The sequence below is a fragment of the Pseudomonas karstica genome, assembly GCF_009707515.1.
In the GTDB taxonomy this organism is placed as follows: domain Bacteria; phylum Pseudomonadota; class Gammaproteobacteria; order Pseudomonadales; family Pseudomonadaceae; genus Aquipseudomonas; species Aquipseudomonas karstica.
This window is the reverse complement of the sequence record NZ_WLYI01000011.1, coordinates 101,396-127,461: the sequence shown is the minus strand read 5'-3', so window position 1 is coordinate 127,461 and position 26,066 is coordinate 101,396. Positions and strand designations below refer to the sequence as shown.

At 59.5% G+C, this 26,066-nt stretch carries 27 protein-coding genes; 19 read left to right on the top strand and 8 right to left on the bottom strand.

Features of this window, described 5'->3' with window-relative positions; genetic code table 11:
• Window positions 1-5: 5 nt before the first annotated feature.
• Genes GIR22_RS10320 through GIR22_RS10310 form a run of 3 tightly spaced genes read right to left on the bottom strand, consistent with a single transcriptional unit; the run spans window position 6 to window position 2,954 of the window.
• Window positions 6-332 carry an AtuA-related protein gene (locus GIR22_RS10320; protein WP_154743226.1) on the bottom strand — a complete coding sequence of 109 codons (327 nt, stop codon included), beginning with the start codon at window positions 330-332 and terminating at the stop codon, window positions 6-8.
• Window positions 329-1,660 carry an acyclic terpene utilization AtuA family protein gene (locus GIR22_RS10315; protein ID WP_154743225.1) on the bottom strand — a complete coding sequence of 444 codons (1,332 nt, stop codon included), beginning with the start codon at window positions 1,658-1,660 and terminating at the stop codon, window positions 329-331. Before GIR22_RS10315 ends, GIR22_RS10320 begins: the two co-directional genes overlap by 4 nt.
• Before the next feature lies 1 nt (window position 1,661).
• Window positions 1,662-2,954, bottom strand: coding sequence for a CitMHS family transporter (locus GIR22_RS10310; protein WP_154743224.1), 1,293 nt, complete (start codon window positions 2,952-2,954; stop codon window positions 1,662-1,664).
• A gap of 129 nt (window positions 2,955-3,083) precedes the next feature.
• Here GIR22_RS10310 and GIR22_RS10305 point away from each other — a divergent pair, with 129 nt between their 5' ends.
• Window positions 3,084-3,971: a LysR family transcriptional regulator gene (locus tag GIR22_RS10305; protein WP_154743223.1), complete on the top strand. Its 888-nt coding sequence runs from the start codon at window positions 3,084-3,086 to the stop codon at window positions 3,969-3,971.
• A 36-nt stretch (window positions 3,972-4,007) separates the two neighbouring features.
• Here GIR22_RS10305 and GIR22_RS10300 read toward each other — a convergent pair whose 3' ends face one another.
• Both GIR22_RS10300 and GIR22_RS10295 read right to left on the bottom strand, forming a co-directional pair.
• Window positions 4,008-4,610, bottom strand: coding sequence for a glutathione S-transferase family protein (locus tag GIR22_RS10300; protein WP_154743222.1), 603 nt, complete (start codon window positions 4,608-4,610; stop codon window positions 4,008-4,010).
• 10 nt (window positions 4,611-4,620) lie between these two features.
• Complete coding sequence (locus GIR22_RS10295) at window positions 4,621-5,787, bottom strand: aminotransferase-like domain-containing protein (protein ID WP_154743221.1); 1,167 nt, start codon at window positions 5,785-5,787, stop codon at window positions 4,621-4,623.
• Between the two features lie 82 nt (window positions 5,788-5,869).
• Between GIR22_RS10295 and GIR22_RS10290 the strand changes: the two genes are divergently transcribed.
• The 3 genes from GIR22_RS10290 (at window position 5,870) to GIR22_RS10280 (ending at window position 8,618) form a co-directional block, all read left to right on the top strand.
• Window positions 5,870-6,301, top strand: a complete 432-nt coding sequence (locus tag GIR22_RS10290) for a MarR family winged helix-turn-helix transcriptional regulator (protein WP_154743220.1) — start codon at window positions 5,870-5,872, stop codon at window positions 6,299-6,301.
• Window positions 6,302-6,605: 304 nt separating this feature from the next.
• On the top strand, window positions 6,606-7,907 hold the full coding sequence (locus GIR22_RS10285) for an NCS2 family permease (RefSeq protein ID WP_154743254.1): 1,302 nt from the start codon (window positions 6,606-6,608) through the stop codon (window positions 7,905-7,907).
• A gap of 84 nt (window positions 7,908-7,991) precedes the next feature.
• The gene (locus GIR22_RS10280; protein WP_154743219.1) at window positions 7,992-8,618 is read left to right on the top strand and encodes a LysE family translocator; all 627 of its coding nucleotides are present in this window, start codon (window positions 7,992-7,994) and stop codon (window positions 8,616-8,618) included.
• A 127-nt stretch (window positions 8,619-8,745) separates the two neighbouring features.
• Here the strand turns inward: GIR22_RS10280 and uraH are convergent, their stop codons facing one another.
• Complete coding sequence (gene uraH, locus GIR22_RS10275; RefSeq protein ID WP_154743218.1) at window positions 8,746-9,099, bottom strand: hydroxyisourate hydrolase; 354 nt, start codon at window positions 9,097-9,099, stop codon at window positions 8,746-8,748.
• A 382-nt stretch (window positions 9,100-9,481) separates the two neighbouring features.
• Between uraH and puuE the strand changes: the two genes are divergently transcribed.
• The 8 genes from puuE to GIR22_RS10235 all read left to right on the top strand — a co-directional run bounded on the left by puuE (window position 9,482) and on the right by GIR22_RS10235 (window position 16,724).
• On the top strand, window positions 9,482-10,408 hold the full coding sequence (gene puuE, locus GIR22_RS10270) for an allantoinase PuuE (protein ID WP_178122188.1): 927 nt from the start codon (window positions 9,482-9,484) through the stop codon (window positions 10,406-10,408).
• Complete coding sequence (gene uraD / locus GIR22_RS10265) at window positions 10,405-10,920, top strand: 2-oxo-4-hydroxy-4-carboxy-5-ureidoimidazoline decarboxylase (RefSeq protein WP_178122187.1); 516 nt, start codon at window positions 10,405-10,407, stop codon at window positions 10,918-10,920. The genes puuE and uraD overlap by 4 nt, the downstream gene beginning before the upstream one ends.
• A gap of 41 nt (window positions 10,921-10,961) precedes the next feature.
• The gene (gene alc, locus GIR22_RS10260; protein ID WP_154743217.1) at window positions 10,962-11,957 is read left to right on the top strand and encodes an allantoicase; all 996 of its coding nucleotides are present in this window, start codon (window positions 10,962-10,964) and stop codon (window positions 11,955-11,957) included.
• A 137-nt stretch (window positions 11,958-12,094) separates the two neighbouring features.
• On the top strand, window positions 12,095-12,598 hold the full coding sequence (locus GIR22_RS10255; protein WP_154743216.1) for an ureidoglycolate lyase: 504 nt from the start codon (window positions 12,095-12,097) through the stop codon (window positions 12,596-12,598).
• A 51-nt stretch (window positions 12,599-12,649) separates the two neighbouring features.
• Window positions 12,650-13,948, top strand: coding sequence for a urate hydroxylase PuuD (locus tag GIR22_RS10250; RefSeq protein ID WP_178122186.1), 1,299 nt, complete (start codon window positions 12,650-12,652; stop codon window positions 13,946-13,948).
• 183 nt (window positions 13,949-14,131) lie between these two features.
• A complete protein-coding gene (locus GIR22_RS10245) occupies window positions 14,132-15,487 on the top strand; it encodes a nucleobase:cation symporter-2 family protein (protein ID WP_154743215.1) in 1,356 nt (451 codons plus the stop codon).
• 59 nt (window positions 15,488-15,546) lie between these two features.
• Window positions 15,547-15,942 (top strand): hypothetical protein, encoded by a 396-nt coding sequence (locus GIR22_RS10240; protein WP_154743214.1) that lies wholly within the window; start codon window positions 15,547-15,549, stop codon window positions 15,940-15,942.
• Window positions 15,939-16,724 (top strand): outer membrane protein OmpK, encoded by a 786-nt coding sequence (locus GIR22_RS10235; protein WP_154743213.1) that lies wholly within the window; start codon window positions 15,939-15,941, stop codon window positions 16,722-16,724. The genes GIR22_RS10240 and GIR22_RS10235 overlap by 4 nt, the downstream gene beginning before the upstream one ends.
• Window positions 16,725-16,858: 134 nt before the next feature.
• Here GIR22_RS10235 and GIR22_RS10230 read toward each other — a convergent pair whose 3' ends face one another.
• Together GIR22_RS10230 and GIR22_RS10225 are read right to left on the bottom strand one after the other, a co-directional pair.
• A complete protein-coding gene (locus tag GIR22_RS10230; protein WP_154743212.1) occupies window positions 16,859-18,007 on the bottom strand; it encodes a patatin-like phospholipase family protein in 1,149 nt (382 codons plus the stop codon).
• Between the two features lie 32 nt (window positions 18,008-18,039).
• Window positions 18,040-18,975 carry a lipid A biosynthesis lauroyl acyltransferase gene (locus GIR22_RS10225; protein WP_154743211.1) on the bottom strand — a complete coding sequence of 312 codons (936 nt, stop codon included), beginning with the start codon at window positions 18,973-18,975 and terminating at the stop codon, window positions 18,040-18,042.
• A gap of 120 nt (window positions 18,976-19,095) precedes the next feature.
• Here GIR22_RS10225 and minC point away from each other — a divergent pair, with 120 nt between their 5' ends.
• The 7 genes from minC (at window position 19,096) to GIR22_RS10195 (ending at window position 26,026) form a co-directional block, all read left to right on the top strand.
• On the top strand, window positions 19,096-19,833 hold the full coding sequence (gene minC, locus GIR22_RS10220) for a septum site-determining protein MinC (RefSeq protein ID WP_154743250.1): 738 nt from the start codon (window positions 19,096-19,098) through the stop codon (window positions 19,831-19,833).
• Window positions 19,834-20,042: 209 nt separating this feature from the next.
• Window positions 20,043-20,855, top strand: a complete 813-nt coding sequence (minD, locus tag GIR22_RS10215; RefSeq protein WP_154743210.1) for a septum site-determining protein MinD — start codon at window positions 20,043-20,045, stop codon at window positions 20,853-20,855.
• A 3-nt stretch (window positions 20,856-20,858) separates the two neighbouring features.
• A complete protein-coding gene (minE, locus tag GIR22_RS10210) occupies window positions 20,859-21,113 on the top strand; it encodes a cell division topological specificity factor MinE (RefSeq protein WP_084381587.1) in 255 nt (84 codons plus the stop codon).
• 192 nt (window positions 21,114-21,305) lie between these two features.
• Complete coding sequence (locus tag GIR22_RS10205; protein ID WP_154743209.1) at window positions 21,306-21,941, top strand: RluA family pseudouridine synthase; 636 nt, start codon at window positions 21,306-21,308, stop codon at window positions 21,939-21,941.
• Between the two features lie 75 nt (window positions 21,942-22,016).
• A complete protein-coding gene (locus GIR22_RS10200; RefSeq protein ID WP_154743208.1) occupies window positions 22,017-23,306 on the top strand; it encodes a M18 family aminopeptidase in 1,290 nt (429 codons plus the stop codon).
• 314 nt (window positions 23,307-23,620) lie between these two features.
• On the top strand, window positions 23,621-23,797 hold the full coding sequence (locus GIR22_RS25950; protein ID WP_178122185.1) for a hypothetical protein: 177 nt from the start codon (window positions 23,621-23,623) through the stop codon (window positions 23,795-23,797).
• 72 nt (window positions 23,798-23,869) lie between these two features.
• Complete coding sequence (locus GIR22_RS10195; protein WP_178122184.1) at window positions 23,870-26,026, top strand: mechanosensitive ion channel domain-containing protein; 2,157 nt, start codon at window positions 23,870-23,872, stop codon at window positions 26,024-26,026.
• Window positions 26,027-26,066: the final 40 nt, after the last annotated feature.

The window sequence follows — 26,066 nt, the reverse complement described above, 5'->3', positions numbered from 1 at the left end:
CGCGCCTACAGAAGGCTAAGCTCCAACTCCAATAGCGCGGAGCCCAGGCATTTGCCATGGGCATCCAGCGCCAGCGAGCGGGTTACCCCGCCACGCAAGATCCCCGGCAGTACGAAATTCAGTGCCTGTACATTGGGCAATTCATAGCGCCGTACCGGCGCCGCCCCCGGTTCCAGCAACGGCGCAAAATACGCCGCCACGCGCTCAGCCGTCAGTTGCTCGCACAACAGCGGATAGTCCTCGACCCGATACGCAATGAACGAGATATTCGAGGTATCGCCCTTATCGCCCGTGCGTGAATGGGCCAGGGTGCGCAGCTTGACGGTCCTCATGATTCGATCCTCGGGTTGACTGCGTTTCTGGACAACAACAACGATGCCACGGCCACCACCTGGCGCAGGCTTTTACTGGCGCCACCACCGCCGGACGGGCCGTTGGTGTAGAGGGTTTCCACTTCATTGCCAACCCGCACTGCGTCGCTACGCTCTGCGCAGCGGGCGCTCACCCGCAGGCGCACCTCCCAGGGTTCAACCGTGCTGCGCTCACCGTGCAGCGCGTCAATCCCGATCAGTTCGGCGCGTACCTCCTGCATGGACACCCCGGTCAACTCCAGGCGTTTGAGCACCACGTCCCGCGCCAGTTGCGCCCGCGCCACGGCCCCCGGACCGCCGTAGGACATCTGCCCCTCGCCGATCCAACCGTCCAGATAACCGACGCTGACTTTCAACTGCTCAGGCCGTGGCCGCCCCGCCGCGCCATGGGCACGCACCCGGTCCACGGCTTCCTCGACGAAGGTCACCTGGGAAAAGTCCGCGCACACATCCGGCGTCAAGTACGCAGCCGGGTCATGGACTTCATAGATCAGTTGTTCGATGCAGGTGGCGCGGCTGACCCGTCCACCCGATCCCTTGACCTTGGTGATCAGAGCCTCGCCGTCGGCATCAATCTCGGCCAAGGGGAAACCCAGTCGTGCCAGGTCCTCGACATCCTTGAAGCCCGGATCGGCGAAATAGCCGCCGCTGACCTGGCCGGCACATTCCAATAAGTGCCCCACCAAAGTACCCCGCCCCAGGCGCTGCCAATCATCGCCAGCCCAGCCGAACTCGAACATCTGCGGCGCGAGGAACAGCGACGGATCAGCCACCCGACCGGTGATCACCACGTCGGCGTCGGCGCGCAAGGCGTCGATAATACCGTCGGCGCCCAGATAGACATTCGCCGAAATCAGCCGCTCACCCAATGAACCGAGGGTCTGCCCGTTATCGAGTAACTGCTCCGGTTGCCGACGCAGCACTTCAAGCACGTCATCACCGACTACCGCCAGCACCTTGAGCGTCAGGCCCAACTCACTGGCAACCCGGCGCACTTCAAGCGCCGCCGCCACTGGGTTGGCAGCCCCCATATTGGTGATGACCCGCAAGCGCCGCCCTCCCTCGCGCCGGCCGACAAAGGGCAGTACACAACGCATGCGCACACTGAGCAGCGGGTCATAACCACCCTGGGGATCGCTGATTCGCGCTTGCTGGGCCAGGGCGATGGTGCGTTCGGCCAGGCATTCGAAGACCAGGTAGTCCAGGTCGCCATGTTCGGCCAATTCCACCGCAGGCTCGATACGGTCGCCGGAATAACCGGCGCCGGAACCGATGCGTAAGGTTTTCATCTCAAAACACTCCCAGGAGCAGGGCCGTCAGGGTCATCAACACCGACGCGGCAAACAGAAAAGGGATGGTGAAGCGCTGGTGATCGGCCAATTCGATCTTGCACAGGCCCACCAGCAGAAAGGTCGCAGGCGTCAACGGGCTGACGGGGAAACCGGTGGTGTGCACGCCGAGCAACGAGGCCTGGGCCACTTGCAACGGGTCGACACCCAAAGCCTTGCCGACTTCGGCGATCACCGGCATCACGCCGAAGTAGTAGGAATCAGGATCAAACAGCATGCTCAACGGCATCGACAGGAAGCCCACCACCGCGGGGATCAACTTGCCGTGACCGGCGGGAATCTGCGCCACCGCCACTTCGGCGATGGCCTTGAGCATGCCGGTGCCTTGCATGATGCCGGTGAACACGCCAGCGGCGAGCAAGATGCTGGCCATGGTCAAGGCCGTTTTGGCATGAGCATCGATCCGCGCGCGCTGGGCGTCGACGTTGGGGTAGTTGATGCACAACGCCAGCACTGTGCCCAACATAAACATCACCACCGGGTCGACCCAGCCGGCAATCATCACCACCATCACCAGCATGGTCAGGATCAGGTTGACCCAGAACAGGCGCGGGCGACGCAGGGCGATGTCGTCGTCGCTGAGCACTCGTTGCGGCATGGCATCCACGGTGGAACCAGCCCCCAGGCCCAGGCGTTTTTCTTCGCGGTGGCCCAGCCACCAGGCACAGGTGAAGACAAAGACCAGGCCGACGATCTGCACCGGGATCAATGGCTGGAACAGGTCCGCCACCGGTACGTGCAGCGCTGCCGAGGAGCGCAGCACCGGACCGGTCCACGGCAGGAAGTTGACCCCGGCCGCCATCGCGCAGACGCAGGCCAGGATGCGTTTGTCGATACCCAGCCGGGTGTACAACGGCAACATCGCCGGCACCGTCACCAAAAACGTCACCGCGCCAGAACCGTCCAGGTGCACCAGCAACGCCAGGGTCGCGGTGCCGACGACAATCCGTGTGGGACGTGTCCCGACCGTGCGCAGGATTCGGTCGATGATCGGATCGAGCATCCCGGCATCGGTCATGATCCCGAAGAACAGGATCGCAAACACAAACATACCCACCACAGGGGCGACGTTCTTGATACCGGTGATGATGAATGCGCTGGTTTGCAAGCCGAAGCCGCCGAGCAACGCGGCGATGATTGGCAAGGCGATCAGCGCAACCAGTGGCGACAGGCGTTTGCTCATGACGGCAGCGAGCAGGCACAGGATGGTGATGACACCCAGGGTAGCGAGCATGGATTACTCCAGAGCGGCCTTTGTGGCCGGTTATTGTTTTCCACGGAGTATTGGAATCGCGTTAGTCTTTGTAAATTGGAATATTCAGCTGTTCATGTTCGCAAAAACAAAACACCAGGCAGCATAACGATGAAAAATTCGATCCAGCATATCCAGGCGTTCCTGGCCGTGGCGCGCACCGGCAACTTCACCAAGGCCGCCAATGAACTGCATTTGTCACCCTCGGCGCTGACGGTACAAGTCCAGCAATTGGAAGAGTGGCTCGGCGTCGCCCTCCTCGACCGCAGCCCGCGTCATGTCAGCATTACTGCCGCCGGCCTGGAGGCACGCGGGCCGATGGAGAAACTGTTGCTGGACCTGGACAACATCGTCACCGGCTCCCGCGACCTCGCCGCCCTGCGCCGTGGGGTGGTGACGATTGCCGCCCTGCCCTCCGTCTGCGCAGGCAGCTTGCCCCCCGCCCTGCGCCTGTTTCGCGAACGCTTTGCCGGAATCGAGGTGCGTCTGCACGACCTGGTGGCCCATCGCATTCATGGGCAGGTGCGCTCAGGAGAAGTGGACTTCGGCATCGGTGTGCGAGCGCGGTTGAACCATGGCCTGGACTTCGTGCCGGTGCTTAATGATCGTTTATGTGCATTCGTGCCACAGGATCACCCCCTGACCCGGTACACCACGCTGACCCTGGAGCAACTGGCGGACCAACCGATCATCCTCACCGGCCGCGACAGCAGTGTGCGCGAACAAGTCGATGTGTTGTTCGATGAAACGCGCCTGACAATGCTGGCAGGGATGGAGGCCAACTACATGTCGACGGTGTTGGCACTGGTGCGCCAGGGGTTGGGGATCAGTATTTTACCGGAGTCGGCAGCGGACAGCCTGGCGGGGTTGAAACGAATCAACATCGATCATCCGCGGGTGAACCGGGAGATTGGGTTGATCAGTCGCAGTGGGCAGACGCTGAGCCCGGCGGCGCAGCGTTGTTTTGAACTACTCAATACGCAATTGCGCTCACGGTGATCGTTCCCACTCTGCGCAGGAACGATCATCGGCCTTTCAGTCGAGCATCAGCACATGTCCTGGATGGCTGGCCACCCGTGCCAACCAAGCCTGCACGGCGGGATAAGGCGTGAGGTCGAACCCGCCTTCATGGGCCACATGGGTGTAGGCATACAGCGCGATATCGGCAATCGAATATTGCTCGCCCACTAGATACGGCGTGGCTTGCAGCTGTCGCTCCATGACCTTCAAGGCCTTGTAGCCGCCTTTGTGAGTGGTCTTGTATTCCTCCAGTCGATCTTCCGGCAACCCCAGGTAGAACTGGATAAACCGCGCCACCGCAATGTACGGCTCATGGCTGTACTGCTCGAAAAACTGCCACTGCAACACCTGGGTGCGCAGGCGCGGTTCGCTGGGCAGGAATTCGCTGCTGTCGGCCAGGAAGTTGAGGATCGCGTTGGACTCCCACAGGCAGGTGCCGTCTTCCAGCTCCAGCACCGGGATCTTGCCGTTGGGGTTCTTTGCCAGGAACTCGGCGGTCTGGGTGTCGCCCTTCAAGATGTCGACATCCACCCACTGGTAAGGAATGCCCAGCAGGTTGAGCATCAACTTGACCTTGTAGCAGTTGCCCGAACGGTAATCGCCATAAACCTTGTACATGGAGCTCCCCTTATGCCGCTTGCGCGCGCTGTGCCAGACGGACCACTGCCGCGAGACGCATAAGCCCCTCGTCCAGGCGCGCTGGGTCAATGTGGCTGAAATTGAGGCGCAAGTGACCGTGATGCAAATCCGGTTCGCAAAAGAACGGTTCACCGGGCATGAACGCAACATCCTGCTCGAGCGCTTGAGCCAACAAAGTGCGGGTGTCCAACGGCTGTTTCAAGGTCAACCAGAAGAATAATCCGCCTTGGGGCACCTGCCAGTCGGCCAGGTCACTGAAGTAACGCTCCAGCGCCGCCTGGAAGGCGTCACGGCGTATCCGGTAAAAGCTGCGCAGCTGCACCAGGTGCTGCTGATATTTCTCGCTGCCAATCCACTGCATCGCCTGCCACTGGCCGATGCGATTGGTGTGCAGGTCCGCCGACTGCTTGAGCTTGAGTAGATGGGGAAACAGGTCGGGGCTGGCGATCAGGTAACCGACTCGCAGCCCCGGCAGCAAGGTCTTGGACACCGTGCCGGTGTAGATCCAACTGGCGCTCTGCAAGCGGCTGACCAGCGGCCGGGCACTGCCGCCGTCGAAGCTCAGTTCACGATAGGGTTCGTCTTCGATCAGGGTCACGCCGAACTCATCCAGCAACGCGGCCACTGCGTCGCGCCTGGCTTCGCTGTAGCGCACGGCCGAAGGGTTCTGGAAGGTCGGGATCAGGTAGATGAAGGACGGACGATGCTGCTCGAGGCTTGCGCGCAGGGCCGCCAGATTTGGGCCGTCGGCCTCAAGCGGCACGGTCAGGCACTCGGCGCCGAACAGTTGGAAAATCTGCAAGGCCGCAAGGTAAGTCGGGCCTTCCAGCAGAATTTTCGTGCCTTTATCGATGTACAGCTTGGTGGCCAGGTCCAGGGTTTGCTGGGAACCGCTGACCACCAGCACCTGGCTGGCCTCGCACGGGACACCCAGCGCCCGCGCCTCGGCGGCGAGCAACTCGCGCAGTTGCGGCTCACCTTCGCTCATGCCGTACTGGCCAATGTTCAGCGGCATTTCGTCCCAATCAAGCTTGGGCAACATGGCTTCGGCCGGCAATCCACCGGCAAAGGACATCACCTCCGGACGCTGGGCCGCCGCGAGGATTTCACGGATCAAGGAGCTTTTAAGGCGCGAAACACGTTCGGAGAAGGCCATAGAGGTCACCGGTAGCAAAGCCTGAGGAAAATACGTCAAACTGGTTGACTGAAATTACGACAGCCTGAGCAGATACGTCAACATGCTTGACCTTAAAAACCAGACCTCCCAGCAAGCAGCCATGGAAGCGTTCTTCTTCGGCTACCAAGCGTTTACCGCCAAGGCCGACGAAATGCTGGAGCATCGTGGCTTGAGCCGAGTGCATCAGCGCATTGTATTTTTTATCGCCCGCTATCCGACCTTGAGTGTGAAAGAGTTGCTGGAATTGCTCGGCGTGAGCAAGCAGGCGCTGAACATGCCACTGCGCCAATTGCAGGAAATGCACTTGGTGGACAGCGTCGCCAGCGAAACCGACAAGCGCAAACGCTTGCTGGAGCTGACTGCGCAAGGGCTGCGCTTCGAGCAGTCATTGCGCCGCGAACAAGTGAAGCTGTTGCAGCGTGCCTTTGCCGAGGCCGGCGAGGAAGCAGTGAACGGTTGGTTGGCGGTCAATAAGGCCCTGACGCTGCCGTGAAATAGCCCTGAGAGATTGCTCCCAGGCTTTGCGCGGGAACAATCAGCGCCAGGATCTGGTTGCCTTTCATCCTTTTTGCACATAAAACAAAAAACATTATTTGCTTTATTTGTATACAAAAGCATAATTCGCTTCGTGCGAGTTCCTGACCTTTTGGTCAACAAACCCGCTAGTACCTCAAAGCGCCGCTGCCCACTCATGTGTCCGGCGCTGGAAATAACAATAAAACTCTTGAGGAGTACTCGCTGTGGAAAGCCGAAAATCCGAAGCCCCGCTGGACCTCTCCCCGCCGCGCCTTACCCCTATGAAGCAGGGTTGGCTGGAACGCCTGTTCAAGCTGAGCTTGCATGGCACCACAGTGAAGACCGAGCTGATCGCCGGCCTCACGACGTTCATCACCATGGCCTACATCATTTTCGTCAACCCCAATATCATGGCCGACGCCGGCATCGATCACGGCGCAGCGTTCGTCGCCACCTGCATCGCCGCCGCGTTGGGCTGCCTGTTGATGGGCCTGTACGCCAACTGGCCGGTGGGCCTGGCGCCGGGCATGGGTTTGAACGCGTTTTTCACCTACACCGTGGTTGGCACCATGGGCTACAACTGGGAGACCGCCCTGGGTGCGGTGTTTATCTCCGGGGTATTGTTCATGATCCTGACGCTGTCGCGCATCCGCGAATGGCTGCTCAACAGCATCCCGGTGAGCCTGCGCCACGCCATGGGCGCAGGGGTAGGCCTGTTTCTTGGGGTGATCGGCCTGAAAACTGCCGGCATCATCGTCGACAGCCCGGCCACCCTGATCAAACTCGGCTCCCTGCATGAGCCAGCCCCGCTGCTGGCGGCCATCTGCTTTCTGTTGATTGCCATCCTCAGCTATCACCGTGTATTCGGTGCAATCCTGATCAGCATCATTGCCGTCACACTGGCCGGCTGGGGCCTGGGCCTGGTGCAGTACCAAGGCATTCTCGCCACCCCACCCAGCCTGGCGCCGACCTGGATGGCCATGGACGTGATGGGTGTGTTCAATGTCAGTATGATCAGCGTGGTGTTTGCGTTTCTGTTTGTACACATGTTCGACACCGCCGGCACCCTGATGGGCGTCGCCCAGCGGGCAGGACTGGTGAACGCCGATGGCAAGATCGAAAACCTTTCCCGCGCCTTGAAAGCCGACAGTGCTTCCAGCGTATTCGGCGCCATGGTTGGCGTGCCGCCCGTCACCAGCTATGTAGAAAGCGCCGCAGGCGTGGCGGCCGGTGGGCGCACTGGGTTGACCGCCGTCACCGTGGGTGTGCTGTTTGTCGCCGCGATGTTTTTCGCCCCGCTGGCAGGCATGATTCCCGCTTATGCCACGGCAGGTGCGTTGATCTATGTAGCGATGCTGATGATGAGCGGCATGGCCCACATCAACTGGGACGATGCCACCGACAGCATTCCGGCCATTGTCACGGCGATCATGATGCCCCTGACCTTTTCCGTGGCAGACGGCATCGCCCTGGGCTTTATCACCTATGTGGCGCTCAAGGCCGGCACCGGTAAACACAAGGAAATTTCCGTCAGCCTGTGGGTGCTTTGCGCGATCTTTATTGCCAAGTTTGCCTTCCTGTAAAAAACAGCGGCACGCTTGAAGTAGCAAGCCACACGCTTTTAACTTGAAGCGTGTGGCTTGCCGCTTATTACTAGGAGGAACGAAATGAGTCTGGAAACCTGGCTGCTGTTCAGCGGCGCGGCGCTAGTGGTGATTTTGATCCCGGGCCCCTTGTCCTTGCTGATGATCAGCAACAGCTTGAACTACGGCCTGCGCCGCTCATACCCGGCATTTCTCGGTGGCGTGATTGCCTCGATCTGCCTGTTGAGCGCCTCGGCGCTGGGCCTGGGTGCCTTGTTGCTGGCTTCGGAGCAGTTGTTCAGCGCCCTGAAGATCGTCGGCGCGCTGTACCTGTTCTACCTCGCCTGGCAAAGCTGGCAGCACTCCCGGCAACCGGCCCGTGGTGCCGATGTGCCGCAAGTGGCCGCCATCCCGCGTTTTCGCACGCTGTTCGGCCGGGCCTTTGTATTGGGCGCCAGCAACCCGAAGGACATCTTGTTTTTTGCCGCCTTCTTGCCGCAATTCCTCAGTGCCCAGCAAGCCTTTTTGCCACAGTTACTGATCATGATCGCCACGTGGACCGTGCTCGACCTGTTGTGCAAATTGGCCTATGGCCTGGGGGCTCACGGCGCTGCGCGTTACTTGCGCAGCGGTAAGGGCCAGAGTTGGTTTAATCGAGTCAGTGCCGGCTTGTTCACCGGTGCAGGCGCTGCGTCGCTACTCAGCCGCTGAACACCAAGCCCCGGTCGCGCAGGCGATTGGGGCCGTGTGCAGATGCAAACAACAAGCAAAAAAAAGCCCGCAGTGTGAGCGGGCGAAACCAACGAAGAGCGTTGAGGATGTGAAGCGAGGTGACGACTCAGCTACCGCGATAAGTGGAGTAGCTGTAAGGCGAAATCAGTAGGGGCACGTGGTAATGATCCTGTTCAGCGCTGATACCAAAGCGCAGTACCACGACATCCAGAAAGGCCGGTTCCGGCAGTTGCACACCACGTGCACGATAATAATCCCCAGCGCTGAACTGCAACTGATAGACACCGCTACGGTAGTCATCACCTTGCAACAACGGCGCGTCGCAGCGGCCATCATTATTGGTCAAGGCGCTGGCAACCATTTCCAGCTGTGTACCCTCAACGCGGTACAGCTCAACCTTGATGGCGCTGCCGGGGCAACCGTGTGCAGCATCCAGTACGTGTGTGGTCAGTCGTCCCATGGGCACTCGCCTCCCGAAATCAATTAGAAAAAGGCCGCATCTTTTCAGTGCATGAAAAACGCTGGCGATGAACGATTAAGACATTTTTATAAAAAGTTGTACACAATAATAATCACAAACTTCTGCACTGCCCTTTTGGCAAAGACTCTATGGGCAATTGATCATCCAAGCTTGCTTTTAAACGACCTTTTATCCATTAGCTGACCAGTCAGGCAGGTTTCTTGCAGTACTGCCCTATTGTGGGGTCAATGAAAAAATGCAGAAATACAGGCTTACAAAGTGACCATCAAGTTGTATACAATCAAGCATCGCTGTGACGCCATCCAGTCTTTTGCTGGCTAACGCCACACAACCAGTATCTCGAACAAGAAGGAAGACTGCAGTGAGCGCTGACTACCCACGCGACCTGATCGGTTACGGCAGTAACCCTCCTCACCCTCACTGGCCGGGCAAGGCGCGTATCGCTTTGTCGTTCGTACTCAACTACGAAGAAGGTGGTGAGCGCAATATCCTGCATGGCGACCGAGAGTCGGAAGCCTTCCTCTCGGAAATGGTTTCGGCGCAACCGCTGCAAGGCGAGCGCAACATGAGCATGGAGTCGCTGTACGAATACGGCAGCCGTGCCGGTGTGTGGCGCATCCTCAAACTCTTTAAAGCACTCGATATCCCGCTGACCATCTTTGCCGTGGCCATGGCCGCCCAGCGTCACCCGGACGTAATCCGCGCCATGGTCGCCGCCGGCCACGAGATCTGCAGCCACGGTTACCGCTGGATCGACTACCAATACATGGATGAGGCCCAGGAGCGCGAGCACATGCTCGAAGCCATCCGCATCCTCACCGAACTGACCGGTGAACGCCCGCTGGGCTGGTACACCGGGCGTACCGGCCCCAACACCCGGCGGCTGGTGATGGAGGAAGGCGGTTTCCTGTATGACTGTGACACCTACGACGACGACCTGCCCTACTGGGAACCCAACAACCCGACCGGCAAGCCGCACCTGGTGATCCCCTACACCCTGGACACCAATGACATGCGCTTCACCCAGGTCCAGGGTTTCAACAAGGGCGACGATTTTTTCGAGTACCTCAAGGACGCGTTCGATGTGCTGTACGCCGAAGGCGCCGAGGCACCGAAAATGCTCTCCATCGGTTTGCATTGCCGCCTGATCGGCCGCCCGGCACGCCTGGCCGCGCTCAAGCGTTTTATCGAATACGCCAAGGGCCATGAGCAGGTGTGGTTCACCCGCCGTGTCGACATTGCCCGCCACTGGCATGAAACCCACCCCTACCAGGGAGCCGCCAAGTGACCGTTTTCCAGACCTTGAAACCGTCGACCTTGAGCCGCGATGCGTTTGTCGCCGCCTTCGCCGATATCTACGAGCACTCGCCATGGGTGGCCGAAAAGGCCTTCGACCTGGGCCAGGATGCGTCGATCGATGAGATCGAAACCCTGCACCAGCGCATGAGCGATATCCTGCTCTGCGCCGATCATGCCAGTCAGTTGGCCCTGATCAACGCTCACCCGGACCTGGCCGGCAAGGCTGCCGTCCAGGGCCAGTTGACCGAAGCCAGCACCCACGAACAAGCGGGCGCTGGTATTCACCAATGCTCGAGCGACGAGTTTTCGCGCTTCACCGAGCTGAACGAGGCTTACAAAGCCAAGTTCAAGTTTCCCTTCATCATGGCGGTAAAAGGCAGCAACCGGCATCAGATCCTTGCCGCATTTGAAACGCGCATCCACAACTCGGTGGACACCGAGTTCAAATGCGCACTGGCAGAGATCAACAAGATCGCGTTGTTCCGATTACTGACCCTCTAAACGACCATCCCCAGCCACTCTATCTAAGGCAGACAAGAAGAATGAAAGCTTACGCCGTACCTTTCGAGAAGTTCGTCAACCTGGCCGACGCCCGCCTGGGCACCAAGATCATCTCTGTAACCGATGACTGGTTCGCCGACGCCAACCGACTGTTCCAGCCGACCCCGGCCGTATGGAAGGAGGGCGTTTTCGATGATAACGGCAAGTGGATGGACGGCTGGGAGTCCCGCCGCAAGCGCTTTGAAGGCTACGACAGCGCGATGATCCGCCTGGGCGTTCCGGGCCGGATCAAAGGCGTGGACATCGATACTTCATTCTTCACCGGCAACTTCCCGCCATCGGCCTCCCTGGAAGCCTGCTTCCTGACCGAAGGCGAACCGACTGAAAACACCCAGTGGGTCGAAGTGCTGTCTGCCGTCGAGCTGCAAGGTAATAGCCACCACTACCACGAGATCAACAACGACCAGGCCTTCAGCCACCTGCGCTTCAACATCTACCCGGATGGCGGTGTGGCCCGCCTGCGCGTGTATGGCATTCCGTTCCGCGACTGGTCGGCTGTGGGCGACAACGAACAGCTCGACCTGGCTGCGGCCCTGAACGGCGGTCGCGCCCTGGCCTGCTCCGATGAACACTTCGGCCGCATGAGCAACATCCTCAACCCGGGCCGTGGCATCAACATGGGCGACGGTTGGGAAACCGCCCGTCGTCGCACGCCAGGCAATGACTGGGTGATCGTCGCCCTGGGCCATCCGGGCGAGATCGAGAAAATCGTCGTCGACACCTTGCACTTCAAGGGTAACTATCCGGACACCTGCTCGATCCAGGGCGCGTTCGTAAAAGGCGGCACCGACAGCCAGATCGAAACCCAATCGCTGTTCTGGCGCGAACTGTTGCCGGCGCAGAAACTGGAAATGCACGCCGAACACACCTTCGTCGAGCAGATCAAGGCACTGGGCCCGATTACTCACATTCGCCTGAACGTATTCCCGGATGGTGGTGTGAGCCGCCTGCGGGTTTTCGGCAAGGTCGCCAAGTAACCCATGATCGTTCCCACGCTCTGCGTGGGAATGCATCCCGTGACGCTCCGCGTCACAAGAGCGGACGCAGAGCGTCCAGGGCAACGTTCCCACGCAGAGCGTGGGAGCGATCCACAGATAAGATTAAGAAGACAGCCATGCGCACACTGATGATCGAACCCTTGACCAAAGAAGCCTTTGCCCCTTTCGGAGACGTTATCGAAACCGATGGCAGCGATCACTTCATGATCAACAACGGCTCGACCATGCGTTTTCATAAACTGGCGACGGTTGAAACCGCCACGCCTGAAGACCACGCAATCATCAGCATCTTCCGCGCCGACGCGCAGGACATGCCGCTGACCGTGTGCATGCTGGAGAGACACCCGCTGGGCAGCCAGGCTTTCATACCGCTGCTCGGCAACCCTTTTCTGATCGTGGTCGCGCCACTTGGCGATGAACCTGTATCGGGCTTGGTCCGCGCCTTCGTCACCAACGGCAGGCAGGGCATTAATTACCATCGCGGCGTCTGGCACCACCCGGTGCTGACGATCGAAAAGCGGGATGACTTCCTGGTGGTTGATCGCAGTGGCACAGGCAATAACTGCGATGAGCATTTTTTCAAAGAGGATGAGCGGTTGATCCTCGCCCCCCACCAATAAGAGAAGGCCTGATCACCCGACAACAAGGGTGACGAGCGAGAGGTAAAGACTGTGGAAGCACATCTGTTGGAATGGCTGAACCTGAGCGTGCGCTGGGTTCATATGATCACTGGCGTCGCCTGGATCGGCGCTTCTTTCTACTTTGTCTGGTTGGAAAACAACCTTAATCGCGTCAACCCCAAAAACGGCCTCGCCGGCGATTTGTGGGCGATCCACGGTGGCGGTATCTACCACCTGGAAAAATACAAACTGGCCCCACCGACCATGCCGGACAACCTGCATTGGTTCAAATGGGAAGCCTATTTCACCTGGATGTCGGGCGTCGCGCTGTTGTGCGTGGTGTTCTACCTCAACCCGACGCTGTACCTGCTGGCCCCTGGCAGCAGCCTCAGCGGCACTGAAGGCGTGTTGCTGGGCATTGGCTCACTGTTCGTCGGCTGGTTCATCTACTCCTTTCTCTGTGACTCGGCCTTGGGCAAACGCCCTGCCCTGCTCGGCTTGATCCTGTTCGTGCTGTTGATTGCGGCCGCCTACGGCTTCAGCAAGGTGTTCAGCGGGCGCGGCGCGTACCTGCATGTGGGCGCAGTGATCGGCACTATCATGGTGGGTAATGTGTTCCGCATCATCATGCCGGCCCAGCGTGCGCTGGTAGCCGCGATCGCGGAAAACCGCACGCCTGATCCGGCGCTGCCGGCCAAGGGTTTGCTGCGTTCACGGCACAACAACTACTTCACCTTGCCCGTGCTGTTCATCATGATCAGCAACCACTTCCCGAGCACCTACGGCAGCCAATACAACTGGTTGATCCTGGCCGGGATTGCGGTGGCGGCGGTGCTGGTGCGTCACTACTTCAACACCCGTCATAACAGCCAGAAATATGCCTGGACCTTACCCGTCGGCGCCCTGGCGATGATCTGCCTGGCGTATGTCACCGGTCCCAAGCCGATGGCAACCACACCAGACGTGGCCAAGGCCCCGGCCGCCATCGAGTACCAGCCGTTGCCGGAAACTGCATTGGGTGGCGGGCTCAAACCTGCTGTACCCGCAGCGCCTGCACCGCCCGCAGAACCGGCACCGGCCCAGGCGTCGACAGACTTTGGCAAGGTCCACAGCGTGATCGAAGAACGTTGCACCGTGTGCCATTCGGCCAAGCCCACCAGCCCGCTGTTCAGCACCGCACCTGCAGGGGTGATGTTTGATACGCCAACGCAGATCCAGCAACAGGCGGCGCGGATTCAAGCGCAAGCCGTGGCGAGCCAGATCATGCCGCTGGGCAATATCACCCAGATGACCCAGCAGGAACGGGATTTGATTGGCACCTGGATCAACCAGGGGGCGCGGACCAACTAGTTACACAACCCTGTAGGAGCGAGCTCGCTCGCGAAAAACTCGAGGGCACCGCGTTCATCCTGTATGCGCGCGTTATCGTTGACGACCCTCGCGAGCAAGCTCGCTCCTACAAAGGCCTGGCACCGTTCCACCTGGCAATTGAATGCCAAACAACACAAAAATAAAAAAGATCCGAGGTGTTGCATGTCCGAGTTAGCCGAACCGCAGATTCCTGCCGCACCCGCCATGGTGCGGCTACCCCTGTTGCAACTGATTCTGGTAGGCCTGCAACACGTATTACTGATGTACGGCGGTGCAGTCGCAGTCCCCTTGATCATCGGGCAAGCTGCGGGCTTGAGCCGTGAAGAGATCGCTTTCCTGATCAATGCCGACCTGCTGGTAGCAGGGATCGCCACCATGGTGCAGTCCTTGGGCATCGGGCCGGTGGGCATCCGTATGCCGGTGATGATGGGCGCCAGTTTCGCCGCGGTCGGCAGCATGGTCGCCATGGCAGGCATGCCGGGAATCGGCCTGCAAGGAATCTTCGGCGCGACCATCGCCGCCGGGTTCTTTGGCATGCTCATCGCACCGTTCATGTCCAGGATCGTGCGCTTCTTTCCACCGTTGGTGACCGGTACCGTGATCACGGCGATCGGTCTTTCGTTGTTTCCTGTTGCCGTCAATTGGGCGGGCGGTGGCAACGCCGCTGCAAGCTTCGGCTCCCCTGTTTACCTGGCCATTGCCGCTGTGGTGCTGGCTACCATCTTGTTGATCAATCGCTTCATGCGCGGTTTCTGGGTCAATATTTCGGTGCTGATCGGCATGGCCCTGGGTTACGGGCTGTGCGCAGTGATCGGCATGGTCGACCTCGACGGCCTGGCCCAGGCTCCCTGGGTGCAAGTGGTGACACCGCTGCATTTCGGCATGCCGACATTCGAGTTGGCGCCCATCCTGTCGATGTGCCTGGTGGTGGTGATTATCTTTGTCGAGTCCACCGGTATGTTCCTGGCATTGGGCAAGATCACGGGCCAGGAAGTCACCCCGAAGATGCTGCGTCGTGGCCTGCTGTGTGACGCCGGAGCATCGTTTTTCGCCGGCTTCTTCAACACCTTCACTCATTCCTCTTTCGCGCAAAACATTGGCCTGGTGCAAATGACCGGCGTGCGCTGCCGTTCGGTGACCCTTATGGCCGGGGGCTTTCTGATTGTCCTCAGCCTGCTGCCCAAGGCGGCGTTTCTGGTGGCCTCGATTCCACCGGCGGTACTCGGCGGCGCGGCCATTGCCATGTTCGGCATGGTGGCGGCCACCGGAATCAAGATCCTCCAGGAAGCCGACATCGCCGACCGTCGCAACCAGTTACTGGTGGCCGTGAGTATCGGCATGGGATTGATTCCGGTGGTACGTCCTGAGTTCTTCGCTCAACTGCCGCTGTGGATGAGCCCGATTACTCATAGCGGCATCGCCATGGCCACGCTCAGCGCATTGTCGCTGAACCTGTTGTTCAACATTCTGGGCGGTGCCGAGCGGGCTGCGGCCAGCGAACACGCCCACTCGCATTGATTTAGAAAACGGCTCACCCGGCGTCACAACAACAATAAGAACGATCAGGGAGCAACACCATGCACGCCATTCACCCGGGGCCGGCTTCAGGCCATGCCCCATTCTCGCCCCACGCGCTCTGCAAGAGCGCACTTGAGCACAGGCTTGGGAGCCAGTATTCTCCGCGCCCGCTCAAATCAACTCAAAAAAAAACAGCGACTGTAAAACCTGACTGGAAAGCCAACTTATCCCAGCCCACGGTCAGCGGTCCAGGCATGCAAAAGACCCTTGAACTCGACTGCGTTTATCGCCGCCGACAGGGGTTTTTTGGCTTTTTTTACGCCTTGGCGCAGCTTTTGCTAAAAGCACTAAAGCTGACCAAACAGATGATTTTTGCAGCACCTCAAAAGACGCCAAACCAGAGCGTTTTGTTTAGAAAAAAAATACAAAACTTTAACTCGGGAGCAACCGAATGAAACGTACCGTAAACAGCCTGATGCTGGCAGGATCCCTGCTGGCCGGGGGCCAAGCGATGGCCGGCGATCTGCTGCAGTGGCAGAACAACAGCCTGACCTACCTGTGGGGCAAGAACTTCACTGTTAACCCGCAGATCCAGCAAACTGTCACTTTCGAGCACGCCGATGCCTGGAAGTATGGCGACAACTTCTTCTTCCTCGATCGCATCTTTTACAACGGCAAGGAAGATGGCAACGTCGGCCCCAACACTTACTACGGTGAGTTCAGCCCACGCCTGTCGTTTGGCAAGATCCTCGATAAGGACTTGTCATTCGGACCGATCAAGGATGTGTTGCTGGCGTTCACTTACGAGTTCGGCGAAGGCGATAACGAGTCCTACCTGGTGGGCCCGGCCTTTGACCTGGCAATCCCCGGCTTCGACTACTTCCAGTTGAACTTCTACCAGCGCCACACCGAAGGCAATCGTCCGGGTGATGGCGTGTGGCAGATCACGCCGGTGTGGTCGTACACCATTCCCGTGGGCAATTCCGACGTGCTGATCGACGGATTTATGGATTGGGTGGTGGATAACGATAAAAACGCCCGCGGCACTTACCACGCCAACCTGCACTTCAACCCGCAGGTCAAGTATGACCTGGGCAAGGCGCTGCACTGGGGCGAGAAGCAGCTGTATGTCGGTTTCGAATACGACTATTGGAAAAACAAGTACGGCATCCAGGATTCAGGCGCGTTCGAGACCAATCAGGACACGGCGAGCTTGTTGGTCAAGTATCACTTCTGACGGCTGACTACGACTCCCTGTAGGAGCGAGGGACGCCTAGCTCTTGCTCGCGAAGACCACAAAGGCACCGCGTTCATTCAGGATAAACGCGCCGTTCTCAGGTTTTTCGCGAGCAAGCTCGCTCCTACAGGGGATCAGGTCAGGCCGAGGAATCGCGACAACTCCTCGCGCTTGGCTAACGCATCCCGTCGTCCCAACTCGATCAACTCACTGCAATACCCCGCCTCGAACAGCAAGTAACTGAGCACTCCCGCACCACTGGTCTTGGTGGCCCCCGAACCTCGCAGAAACAAACGCAACGCTGCGGGTAATTCCTGGCGATGGCGGGCAGCGATTTCATCAATCGGCTGGCTGGGCGCAATCACCAGCACCTCCACTGGAGCCAGGCCTTGCGCTGCGCTACTGGCCGGTAACAGGTGACTGAACTGGTTCAGGCGTTCCAATAACTCGATATCGCTTTCCAGGCTGTCGATGAAGGTGCTGTTGAGCATGTGCCCACCGATCTGGGCCAAGGTGGGCTCAAGCCCTGTGTAAGTACGCTGCAATGGATTGGCCGGGTCAAGACCGCGTGGGTTGCCGCTGACTCCCACCACCAGCACACGGTTGGCCCCCAGGTGCAACGCCGGGCTGATCGGTGCCGACTGGCGCACCGCACCATCCCCGAAATACTCCTGGTCCAGCTTGACCGGTGCAAACAACAACGGAATGGCTGAGCTGGCCAACAAATGCTCGACCGTCAACTGAGTAGGCACGCCGATACGCCGATGACGCAGCCAGGCATCGATGGTGCCGCCGCCCTGATAGAAGGTCACCGCCTGCCCCGACTCGTAGCCAAAAGCCGTGATGGCCACCGCGTGCAGATGTTTCTGACGGATCGCCTCATCGATCCCTTCCAGGTGCAACTTGTCTTGCAGCAGCGCTCGCAGCGGAGAGCTGTCAAGCAGTGCCACCGGCAACGGGGCACCGAAACCCAGCAGGCTGTGAGTAAAAAATCGACTGGCTTGGCTGATCACGCCTGGCCAATCACTGCGCAACACCAGATGGCTGCGAAAGCCCTGCCAGAAAGCGCTCAGCCGCTGGATCGCGGCCTTGAAATCCATCGCGCCGCTGGCAAGGCTCACCGCATTGATCGCCCCGGCCGACGTGCCGACGATCACCGGAAACGGATTGTTTGCCCCCGGCGGCAACAGCTCGGCAATCGCCGCCAATACCCCCACCTGATAGGCGGCCCGTGCTCCACCGCCGGAAAGAATCAAACCTGTGACCGGTTCAGCTGGACGCATTGCATCACTCCATGGTGCGTGGGGGCCTCACATCAACGACGGCGCTTTTCGTACAGTTTTGGCTCACCCGGCGGCCGGCTCTTGAAGCGGCGATGGGTCCACAGGTATTGCTCGGGACATTCGCGAACGCAAGCCTCTACCCACTGATTGATACGCAGGCAGTCCACTTCATCGGTTTCTCCCGGGAAATCCCTCAGTGGCGGATGGATGACCAACCGGTAGCCGCTGCCATCGGCCAGGCGCTCCTGGGTAAAGGGCACCACCAACGCCTTGCCCAAGCGGGCAAATTTACTGGTGGCGGTGACCGTCGCTGCCTGAATGCCGAACAGCGGCACGAACACACTCTGCTTGGCGCCATAGTCCTGGTCCGGTGCATACCAGATCCCACGACCGGCCCGCAGCAGCTTGAGCATGCCCCGCACGTCTTCGCGTTCTATCGCCAGGGCGTCAAGGTTGTGCCGTTCGCGGCCACGGCGCTGGATGAAATCGAACAACGGGTTGCCGTGTTCGCGATACATGCCATCGATGGTGTGCTTCTGTCCCAGCAAGGCCGCACCGATTTCCAGGGTGGTGAAATGCAGGGCCATCAAGATCACGCCCTTGCCGTCCAGTTGGGCCTGCTTGAGGTGTTCAAGCCCTTCGACATGGGCCAGGCGCGCCAACCGTGGTTTAGACCACCACCAGCTCATGGCCATCTCGAAGAAGGCGATGCCGGTGGAGGCAAAGTTTTCCTTGAGCAGCTTTTTGCGCGCTTGGGCAGACTTTTCCGGAAAACACAGCTCCAGGTTTCGCGCAGCGATACGCCGACGCTCACCGGCCACTCGGTACATCACCGCGCCCAAGGCACGACCAACCCCCAGTAAAACCCGATACGGCAACTGCACGATCAGCCACAACAAGCCGAGTCCCAGCCATAACAGCCAAAAACGCGGGTGAAAAAATACAGCTCGAAAACGCGGGCGATCCATTACAGATTCCGGTAAAGACAAGGGTCGTGCATTCTACAACGGTTCGACTCGGCTTGCGGCCCGCGGATGTTCTCGTTATAAGTCTCGACACTTTTCGTGACAAGCCGCTTTATGCCGACCATGAGCCAAACCGAACCGCTAGACCAAGATCCCGTGTTCCAGCTGAAGGGCAGCATGCTCGCCATTACCGTGCTGGAACTGGCCCGCAACGACCTCGACGCCCTGGATCGCCAGCTCGCCGCCAAGGTCGCCCTGGCGCCAAATTTCTTCAACAACGCCCCGCTGGTACTGGCCCTGGACAAACTTCCCGTCGACCAGGGCGCGGTTGATCTGCCCGGGCTGATGCGCGTGTGCCGCTCACATGGCCTGCGTACCCTGGCCATCCGCGCCAGCCGCATCGAAGACATTGCCGCCGCCATTGCCATTGAGCTGCCCGTCTTGCCGCCGTCCGGCGCACGCGAGCGCTCGCTGGACCCACAAGAGGGCGCAGTGAAGAAAAAACCGGAGAAACCGCCGGAGCCGACGGTCAAGCCAACCAAGATCATTACCTCGCCAGTTCGCGGCGGACAGCAGATTTATGCCCAGGGTGGCGATTTGGTCGTCATCGCTTCGGTCAGTCCTGGAGCGGAACTTCTGGCCGATGGCAATATCCATGTATACGGCCCCATGCGCGGTCGCGCATTGGCCGGCATCAAGGGCGATACCAAGGCCCGTATTTTTTGCCAGCAGTTGAGCGCTGAACTCGTGTCGATCGCAGGCCAGTACAAGGTTTCGGAAGATTTGCGCCGCGATCCGCTGTGGGGGGCCGGGGTCCAAGTCAGCCTGTCGGGCGATGTGTTGAACATCATCCGTCTTTAACGGATACTGCCGCATTTTCCAAGCATCTCTAAACTCTAATAGCACAGCGAAAACGGCAAAACTTGCGTAGGAACAATTGGAAAGTACTGTTTATTTTGAGTAAACCGCACTTTTTTCAGCTCATTCCTACACTGGCTGTCCGCCTGCAGCGAGTTCCAAGAGATGTTTTTCAGGGGCTAAAAGTCCTTTTTCCTTAGGGGTGAAACACCTTGGCCAAGATTCTCGTGGTTACATCCGGCAAGGGTGGTGTGGGTAAGACCACCACCAGTGCCGCTATCGGTACCGGCCTCGCTCTGCGCGGCCACAAGACAGTCATCGTCGACTTCGACGTCGGTTTGCGTAACCTCGACCTGATCATGGGCTGCGAACGCCGCGTGGTGTATGACTTCGTCAACGTGGTCAATGGCGAAGCCAACCTGCAGCAGGCCCTGATCAAGGACAAGCGCCTTGAGAACCTGTACGTACTGGCTGCCAGCCAGACCCGCGACAAAGACGCGCTGACCAAAGAAGGCGTGGGTAAAGTCCTGGCCGAACTCAAGGAAACCTTTGAGTACGTGGTCTGCGACTCCCCGGCAGGTATCGAAACCGGTGCTCACCTGGCCATGTACTACGCCGATGAAGCTATCGTGGTGACCAACCCGGAAGTTTCCTCGGTACGTGACTCGGACCGCATGCTGGGCCTTTTGGCCAGCAAATCCCAGCGCGCCGAGAAGGGCGAAGACCCGATCAAGGAACACCTGCTGCTGACCCGCTACAACCCTGAACGCGTCAGCAATGGCGAAATGCTTGGCGTTGAAGACGTCAAGGACATTCTGGCAGTGACCCTGCTGGGTGTGATTCCAGAGTCCCAGGCCGTCCTCAAGGCGTCCAACCAGGGCGTACCGGTGATTCTTGACGACCAGAGCGACGCCGGCCAGGCGTACAGCGATGCCGTCGATCGCCTGCTGGGCAAGACCGTGGAACATCGCTTCCTCGATGTAAAGAAGAAGGGATTCTTCGAGCGTATCTTTGGAGGCAACTAAACAATGAAATTTCTCGACTTCTTTCGGGCCAGCAAAAAGCCAAGTACCGCGTCGGTCGCGAAAGAGCGTCTACAGATCATCGTGGCGCACGAACGCGGCCAACGCAGTACCCCGGATTACCTGCCAGCCTTGCAGAAGGAACTGGTGGAGGTGATTCGCAAGTACGTCAATATTGGTAACGATGACGTGCATGTCGCCCTGGAAAATGACGGTAGCTGCTCGATTCTGGAACTCAATATCACCCTGCCTGATCGTTGATTGAACAGGTGGTCGCCACGGCGGCTCGGTTACCTTGATCCCCGTAGGAGCGAGCGTGCTCGCGAAGAACTCAAGGCCACTGCGTTCATTCTGAATAAACGCATGGTTCTCAGGTTCTTCGCGAGCAAGCTCGCTCCTACAAAGGGTGCCAGGTAGCCGAGCCGCCGTTGGCATTTGTTACGAGGCTGTTTAATGCCACTGTCCAATGTCCATATCCTTCACCAGGACGCTGCCGTCCTGGTGGTGAACAAGCCTACCCTGCTGCTGTCGGTGCCCGGTCGCGCCGACGACAACAAGGACTGCCTGATCACCCGCCTGCAGGAAAACGGCTACCCCGAGGCCCGTATCGTCCATCGCCTGGACTGGGAAACCTCAGGCATCATCCTGCTGGCGCGAGATGCCGATACCCACCGCGAACTGTCTCGCCAGTTCCATGACAGGGAAACCGAAAAAGCCTACACCGCCCTGTGCTGGGGCCAGCCGGAACTGGACAGCGGCAGCATCGACCTGCCATTGCGCTACGACCCGCCAACCAAGCCCCGTCACGTGGTAGACCATGAGTTCGGCAAACACGCCCTGACCTTCTGGAAGGTACTGCAACGTTGTGGCGACTGGTGCCGGGTTGAGCTGACGCCCATTACCGGGCGCTCGCACCAACTGCGGGTGCATATGCTGTCCATCGGTCATCCGTTGTTGGGTGATGGCTTGTACGCCCATGAACAGGCGTTGGCCGCATGGCCACGGCTATGCTTGCATGCGAGCATGTTGAGCTTTACTCATCCGCAAAGCGGCGAGCGCTTGCGCTTTGAGTGTCCTGCGCCTTTCTGAAAGGGAAATACGCTCCTGCAATGAATCGGCCGGGCCAATACGGTAAACTCGCGCCATTGCTGTCTGGAGCTACTTATGCGCGAAGCGTTGAACCAAGGCCTGATCGACTTCCTCAAGGCCTCTCCCACCCCCTTTCATGCCACAGCTGCCCTCGCCCAACGCCTGGAAGCAGCCGGTTTCCAGCGCCTTGACGAGCGCGAGACCTGGACCACCGAGGCCAACGGTCGCTACTACGTGACCCGTAACGACTCCTCGATCATTGCCTTCAAGCTCGGCCGCCACTCCCCTCTGCAAGACGGCATCCGCCTGGTAGGCGCCCATACCGACAGCCCGTGCCTGCGAGTCAAGCCGCAGCCGGAACTGCAACGCCAGGGTTTCTGGCAGTTGGGTGTGGAAGTCTACGGTGGTGCACTGCTGGCGCCGTGGTTCGACCGCGACCTGTCCCTGGCTGGCCGCGTGACCTTCCGCCGCGACGGCAAGGTCGAAAGCCAGTTGATCGACTTCACTCTGCCCATCGCCATCATCCCCAACCTGGCCATTCACCTTAACCGTGAAGCCAACCAGGGCTGGGCGATCAATGCCCAGACGGAACTGCCGCCAATCCTCGCGCAGTTTGCCGGTGACGAGCGCGTGGACTTCCGTGCCGTGCTCACTGACCAGCTGGCCCGCGAGCATGGCCTGAACGCTGACGTGGTGCTCGACTATGAACTGAGCTTCTACGACACCCAAAGCGCCGCCGTGATTGGCCTGCATGGCGACTTTATCGCCGGCGCGCGGCTGGACAACCTGCTGTCATGCTACGCCGGCCTGCAAGCCCTGCTCACCAGCGATACCGAAGAAACCTGTGTGCTGGTGTGCAACGATCACGAAGAAGTCGGCTCTTGCTCGGCCTGCGGCGCCGACGGCCCGATGCTGGAACAGACCCTGCGGCGCCTGCTGCCCGAAGGTGATGAGTTCGTACGCACCATCCAGAAATCACTGCTGGTCTCCGCCGACAACGCCCACGGCGTACACCCCAACTATGCCGAGAAACACGACGCCAACCATGGGCCGAAACTCAACGCCGGCCCGGTGATCAAGGTCAACAGCAACCAGCGCTATGCCACCAACAGCGAAACTGCCGGGTTCTTTCGCCACCTGTGCATGGCCGAAGAAGTGCCGGTGCAAAGCTTCGTGGTGCGCAGCGACATGGGCTGCGGCTCGACCATCGGCCCAATCACCGCCAGCCACCTGGGGGTACGCACCGTGGACATCGGCCTGCCGACCTTTGCCATGCACTCGATTCGCGAGCTGTGCGGTAGTCATGACCTGGCGCACCTGGTGAAAGTGTTGAGTGCGTTCTACGCGAGCCGTGATTTGCCTTGATATAGCCGCTGGCACAGCCTGCGATCGGCTGCGCAGCAGTCGTTTGGGCCTTGAAATTGCCGAAGGTCCTGCGGCCCTTATCGCAGCCTCGTGCCTCGACAGCGGCTACAAAGGACCGTCGATTACCGATCACTTGTAGCCGCTGGCGCAGCCTGCGATCGGTTGCGCAGCAGTCGTCTGGGCCTTGAAAGTGCCGAAAGTCCTGCGGACCTTATCGCAGCCTCGTGCCTCGGCAGCGGCATATGCTATTTGCCTTCCACTTCCCATAAACCGGCCTAGACTGATACCTATCCCCTCCGACAAGGCCGTCGCCCATGATCACCCTGTCTGCCTTCCATTCCATGCTCATTCCCATCCTCACGGGCATGATCCTGCTGGCCATCGGCTTCAACTTCCGCGACAAGAACCTTGGCGTGTTCAGCATGTGGATCGGCATGCTGTTGATCCTCGCTACTGTGGTTTACAAGATCCTCGCCAAACTCGCCGCGTAATAAATGCACTCGCATTGGGCATAGTGGCCTCGTACACTCGATCAATTCGTCGTGTTTAAGGTTGACCGCCTCGTGCTTGCCCGTCTCTTCGCCCTGCCATATTGCTTGCTTGTTTGCCTGCTCACCCTGTTGCCCATGGCCCCTGCCCAGGCTGTTGGCCTGCCGGGGCTGCTGGGCGGCACCAACAAATCCCAACCTGCGGCCGAAGTGCCTCTGGGGCAATCCCTGGACGAGGTGATCAAGACCCTGGAAAACGACCAGCAGCGCACCACACTGCTGAGCGATTTGAAAAAACTTCGTGAAGCCACCCAAAAGGCCCAGCCCGCCACCGAACAAGGCGTACTCGGGCTGATCGGCAGTACTCTGAGCAGCCTTGAACAACAGTTTTCCGGGACCGACAGCCCGCTGAGCCGCTGGTCCAACGAGGTCGACCAAGCCAAGGACGAGCTGGCAGCGCTGATACTCCCGGCCAAAGACTGGCTGCCGATCATCTTTGGGTTTGCAGTAATCCTGGCGCTCTGGAGCCTGCTGGCCGCCGCGCTGATCTGGATCAGTCACCGAGTGCGGGAGCGTTTCGGCCTCAGTGAAGAACTGCCACAACACCCCAGGACCTGGGACATGCTGCGCTTTGCCCTACGTAAGTTGGGGCCATGGCTGATTGCCCTGGTAATCACCGTTTACCTGAGCTACGCGCTGCCTTCGTCCCTGGGCAAATCCCTGGCGATGGTGCTGGCCTACGCACTGGTAGTGGGCACCTGTTTCTCGGCGATCTGCGTCATCGCCTTTTCCGTACTCGATGGCGCCCACCGCCACCGGGCGCTGTACATCCTGCGTCACCAAGCGTTCCGCCCGCTTTGGCTGATCGGCAGCTTCGCCGCATTCGGTGAAGCCCTGAGCGACCCGCGCATGATGGAAAGCCTGGGTACTCACCTGGCCCATACGGCAGCCACCATCGCCAATGTAATGGCCGCGCTGTCCACTGGGGTGTTTATCCTGCGCTTCCGTCGGCCCATTGCGCACCTGATCCGTAATCAGCCCCTGTCACGCCGCCTAACCCGCCGTGCGCTGAGCGACACAATCGAAATCATCGGTACCTTCTGGTACTTGCCGGCACTGCTCTTGGTGAGCATCTCGCTGTTCGCCACCTTCATCTCCGCCGGCGACACCAGCACCGCCCTGCGCCAATCCCTGCTGTGTACGGTGTTGCTGGTGCTGTGCATGGTGATCAACGGCCTGGTGCGCCGTCACTCACTCAAACCCCAGCGCGGGCACAAGCGCCATGCGTTGTATTCCGACCGGCTGAAAAGTTTCGTCTACACCTTGGCGCACCTGCTGGTGTGGCTGGTGTTTATCGAGTTTGGCCTGCGGGTCTGGGGCTTGTCGTTGATTCGCTTTACCCAGGGCGATGGCCATGAAATCAGCGTCAAGCTGTTCGGCCTCGGTGGCACGCTGCTGTTTTCCTGGTTGATCTGGATTCTCGCCGACACCGCGATCCACCACGCCCTCACCCGCTCGCGCAAAGGCCTGGCCAACGCCCGTGCGCAAACCATGATGCCGTTGATTCGCAACGTACTGTTCGTGACGATCTTTATCATCGCCGCCATCGTCGCCCTGGCAAACATGGGCATGAACGTCACGCCACTGCTGGCCGGTGCCGGCGTGATCGGTCTGGCCATCGGTTTTGGTGCACAGTCCCTGGTGGCTGACTTGATCACCGGCCTGTTCATCATCATCGAGGATTCGCTGGCGATTGATGACTATGTCGACGTCGGCGGGCACCTGGGGACGGTCGAAGGGCTGACCATTCGTACGGTACGGCTGCGGGATATCGATGGCATCGTCCACACCATTCCGTTCAGCGAAATCAAGAGCATCAAGAATTACTCCCGGGAGTTTGGTTATGCGATCTTTCGGGTGGCCATCCCCTACAACATGGAGATCGACGACGCTATCAAGTTGATGCGCGATGTTGGCCAGAAAATGCGCAACGATCCATTGCAGCGACGCAATATCTGGTCTCCACTGGAGATCCAGGGGGTAGAAAGTTTCGAGTCCGGCAGTGCGATTCTTCGCGCACGCTTCAAGACAGCACCCATCAAGCAGTGGGAAGTATCGCGGGCGTTCAACCTGTCCCTCAAGCGTCACCTGGACGAATCCGGCCTGGACCTGGCCACACCACGTTTGAGTGTGCAGGTGGTGACGGCGGGAAGTCCCCAAGAGAAAGAATAAGCGGCGGCCCGGCCGACGTGAGGATCAACAACAATAATCA

What these genes read in the sequence shown, in the direction of transcription:
- GIR22_RS10320 (WP_154743226.1), bottom strand. Translation starts at nt 332, where the DNA reads ATGAGGACCGTCAAGCTGCGCACCCTGGCCCATTCACGCACGGGCGAT.
- GIR22_RS10315 (WP_154743225.1), bottom strand. Translation starts at nt 1,660, where the DNA reads ATGAAAACCTTACGCATCGGTTCCGGCGCCGGTTATTCCGGCGACCGT.
- GIR22_RS10310 (WP_154743224.1), bottom strand. Translation starts at nt 2,954, where the DNA reads ATGCTCGCTACCCTGGGTGTCATCACCATCCTGTGCCTGCTCGCTGCC.
- GIR22_RS10305 (WP_154743223.1), top strand. Translation starts at nt 3,084, where the DNA reads ATGAAAAATTCGATCCAGCATATCCAGGCGTTCCTGGCCGTGGCGCGC.
- GIR22_RS10300 (WP_154743222.1), bottom strand. Translation starts at nt 4,610, where the DNA reads ATGTACAAGGTTTATGGCGATTACCGTTCGGGCAACTGCTACAAGGTC.
- GIR22_RS10295 (WP_154743221.1), bottom strand. Translation starts at nt 5,787, where the DNA reads ATGGCCTTCTCCGAACGTGTTTCGCGCCTTAAAAGCTCCTTGATCCGT.
- GIR22_RS10290 (WP_154743220.1), top strand. Translation starts at nt 5,870, where the DNA reads ATGCTTGACCTTAAAAACCAGACCTCCCAGCAAGCAGCCATGGAAGCG.
- GIR22_RS10285 (WP_154743254.1), top strand. Translation starts at nt 6,606, where the DNA reads ATGAAGCAGGGTTGGCTGGAACGCCTGTTCAAGCTGAGCTTGCATGGC.
- GIR22_RS10280 (WP_154743219.1), top strand. Translation starts at nt 7,992, where the DNA reads ATGAGTCTGGAAACCTGGCTGCTGTTCAGCGGCGCGGCGCTAGTGGTG.
- uraH (WP_154743218.1), bottom strand. Translation starts at nt 9,099, where the DNA reads ATGGGACGACTGACCACACACGTACTGGATGCTGCACACGGTTGCCCC.
- alc (WP_154743217.1), top strand. Translation starts at nt 10,962, where the DNA reads ATGAAAGCTTACGCCGTACCTTTCGAGAAGTTCGTCAACCTGGCCGAC.
- GIR22_RS10255 (WP_154743216.1), top strand. Translation starts at nt 12,095, where the DNA reads ATGCGCACACTGATGATCGAACCCTTGACCAAAGAAGCCTTTGCCCCT.
- GIR22_RS10245 (WP_154743215.1), top strand. Translation starts at nt 14,132, where the DNA reads ATGTCCGAGTTAGCCGAACCGCAGATTCCTGCCGCACCCGCCATGGTG.
- GIR22_RS10240 (WP_154743214.1), top strand. Translation starts at nt 15,547, where the DNA reads ATGCACGCCATTCACCCGGGGCCGGCTTCAGGCCATGCCCCATTCTCG.
- GIR22_RS10235 (WP_154743213.1), top strand. Translation starts at nt 15,939, where the DNA reads ATGAAACGTACCGTAAACAGCCTGATGCTGGCAGGATCCCTGCTGGCC.
- GIR22_RS10230 (WP_154743212.1), bottom strand. Translation starts at nt 18,007, where the DNA reads ATGCGTCCAGCTGAACCGGTCACAGGTTTGATTCTTTCCGGCGGTGGA.
- GIR22_RS10225 (WP_154743211.1), bottom strand. Translation starts at nt 18,975, where the DNA reads ATGGATCGCCCGCGTTTTCGAGCTGTATTTTTTCACCCGCGTTTTTGG.
- minC (WP_154743250.1), top strand. Translation starts at nt 19,096, where the DNA reads ATGAGCCAAACCGAACCGCTAGACCAAGATCCCGTGTTCCAGCTGAAG.
- minE (WP_084381587.1), top strand. Translation starts at nt 20,859, where the DNA reads ATGAAATTTCTCGACTTCTTTCGGGCCAGCAAAAAGCCAAGTACCGCG.
- GIR22_RS10205 (WP_154743209.1), top strand. Translation starts at nt 21,306, where the DNA reads ATGCCACTGTCCAATGTCCATATCCTTCACCAGGACGCTGCCGTCCTG.
- GIR22_RS10200 (WP_154743208.1), top strand. Translation starts at nt 22,017, where the DNA reads ATGCGCGAAGCGTTGAACCAAGGCCTGATCGACTTCCTCAAGGCCTCT.
- GIR22_RS25950 (WP_178122185.1), top strand. Translation starts at nt 23,621, where the DNA reads ATGATCACCCTGTCTGCCTTCCATTCCATGCTCATTCCCATCCTCACG.